Origin of the sequence: Vibrio sp. Vb0598 (genome assembly GCF_033338935.1) — a bacterium.
Taxonomy (GTDB): domain Bacteria; phylum Pseudomonadota; class Gammaproteobacteria; order Enterobacterales; family Vibrionaceae; genus Vibrio; species Vibrio alginolyticus.
In genome coordinates this window covers 1-2,263 of the sequence record NZ_JAWOTP010000053.1, presented here as the reverse complement: position 1 = coordinate 2,263, position 2,263 = coordinate 1, and the positions used below count along the sequence as shown (strand labels likewise).

Annotated in this window: 2 protein-coding genes; both read left to right on the top strand. The window is 44.2% G+C overall.

The annotated features are described in order from the left end of the window. Position 1: 1 nt before the first annotated feature. Positions 2-1,210, top strand: a complete 1,209-nt coding sequence (locus tag R7Q38_RS22755) for an MFS transporter (RefSeq protein WP_318114381.1) — start codon at positions 2-4, stop codon at positions 1,208-1,210. 187 nt (positions 1,211-1,397) lie between these two features. Next, positions 1,398-1,829, top strand: a complete 432-nt coding sequence (locus R7Q38_RS22750) for a YccF domain-containing protein (protein ID WP_005485025.1) — start codon at positions 1,398-1,400, stop codon at positions 1,827-1,829. Positions 1,830-2,263: the final 434 nt, after the last annotated feature.

The following is a 2,263-nucleotide window of genomic DNA, read 5'->3' as shown; positions in this document are numbered from 1 at the left end:
TATTTTCCGATTTCCAGTTCTTGTTTGGCTTGGAATAGGGATTTTGATTATTTGTCTAGGGATCAGACAATCTTTCGGTATTTTTATGATGCCAATTTCAGACTACTTTCAGACCGGGCGCGAGTTCTTTAGCTTTGCTATTGCCTTGCAAAACTTGTTGTTTGGCGTATTCCAACCTTTTGTCGGCATGGCGTCAGACCGTTGGGGCGCGAAGCGTATTATCATTTTAGGTGCCTTTTCTTACGCTTTAGGTCTTTACCTTACTTCTATCGCCATTGAGCCAAACATGATGTATCTATCACTTGGCGTTTTGGTCGGTTTTGGTTTGAGCGCAACCAGCTACGTCATTGTGTTAGGGGCGGTCGCAAAGGTTGTCCCTGCACAACATGCAGCTAAAGCATTTGGTTTAACTACCGCTGCGGGATCGTTCGGTATGTTCGCCATGATCCCTGGAGCACAAGCGCTTTTGAGTGATTTTGGCTGGCAAGGCGCACTTCAAGCATTCGCTGTACTGTGTAGCTTTATGGTGATGTTTGCATTGTTCATGAGAACTGCGAAGCCACAAGCAAGTAACCATGCAAATGTTCAGGAAGACACACAAACCCTAAAAGAAGCATTAAAAGAAGCTTTCTCTCACAGAGGTTATTGGCTGATTCATACAGGTTTCTTTGTGTGCGGCTTTCACGTGATGTTCATTGCAACTCACTTACCAAGTTATCTGGCAGATAAAGATTTACCAGTCTCAACCGCCGCAATGGCACTGGCGTATGTTGGCATCTTCAACATTTTTGGTTCGTACTTCTGGGGTGTTATGGCGGACCGCTTCAATAAACGCCATGTTATGTCTGCGCTGTATTTAATCCGCACGGTAGTGATTGGTGCTTTTGTGACTCTACCTGTCACCGAGCACACCGCAGTCATCTTTGGTGGTGCAATCGGCTTCTGTTGGTTAGGCACCGTGCCTCTCACATCTGGATTAGTCCGCCAGATTTTTGGTGCTCGTTACCTATCAACACTTTATGGCTTGGTATTCTTTACTCACCAAGTAGGAAGCTTCTTGGGGGCTTGGGTCGGTGGCCGCATCTACGATTACTACGGTTCATACGATCCAATCTGGTGGTCAACCGTCGTTCTGGCACTCCTCGCCGCTTTGATTCACTTACCGATCAATGACAAGCCAGTATCGCGCTTGAATTTGGCAACCGCCTAGCCAGAAAGGCTCTTAACGTCTAACGTTGAGAGCCTTTTTTTCAGCAGCCCAATGATCTCCGCTTTCCTTTATCAAATGAGTATTCTCATCAATGATTTCTTATTTAAGATAAAGCACACCCATTCATCCTCTGTTAAGATTTGTGTGACATACTTTGTAGAAAGTTATAAATCAAAAAGGGTTTTAGATGAGAACACTTGGCAACATCATCTGGTTTTTATTCGGTGGCGTATTCATGGGATTGCTGTGGTGGCTATTCGGTATTCTTGCGTTCATCAGCATCATCGGGATTCCGTGGGGGCGAGCTTGTTTCGTCATGGGTAACTTTTCGTTTTTCCCATTCGGCAAAGAAGCCGTTTCGCGTGATGAACTAACCAATGAAATGGATATTGGCACGAGTCCGCTAGGCGTCATCGGCAACGTACTTTGGTTTGTGTTTGCAGGTTTGTGGCTGGCAATCGGTCATATCCTATCCGCCGCAGCGTGTTTCGTTACCATTATTGGTATTCCGTTTGCACTTCAACACCTGAAACTGGCCGTAATTTCCCTCGCGCCTATCGGTAAAACTGTTGTAACGTCAGAAGAAGCGGCAATCGCTCGTTACAACATTAATCGTTAAGGTTATGTATCCTCTGAGCTTTCGGGCTCAGAGGGCAACGCCTGTTAAAAGTAAGCCTATTATTGCTACAGCGTATTCGATAATGGTTGATTGTATGCTCATACCGTCACCTTTAGGTTTATATCTTACCTAGCTCTGCACTGCTTCCAATTTATCCTTTATAATCAATTACCTTTATTGCCCATCACTTGAGTTATTCAACGCTTCAACTACAAACATCTCAACTCAACTTCCCTCTTACAAATTTTTAAAGCCGAACTATAAGCGTAGCCAAAAGTAATCGACTTTGAGGAGAGATCTACGCGGTAAACGGAAGAATATTGGTCAGGAATCTTACTTTTTCAGGCCCAAGAACAACTTATGGTCGTATCTTTTTTAACCACGAAATGTGCACATCAAAAGGCAAAGAACACTAAGGATTGAATAAATCAACA

Excerpts from the sequence above, each read along its gene's own strand:
- R7Q38_RS22750 (WP_005485025.1), top strand. The coding sequence starts at position 1,398 with ATGAGAACACTTGGCAACATCATCTGGTTTTTATTCGGTGGCGTATTC.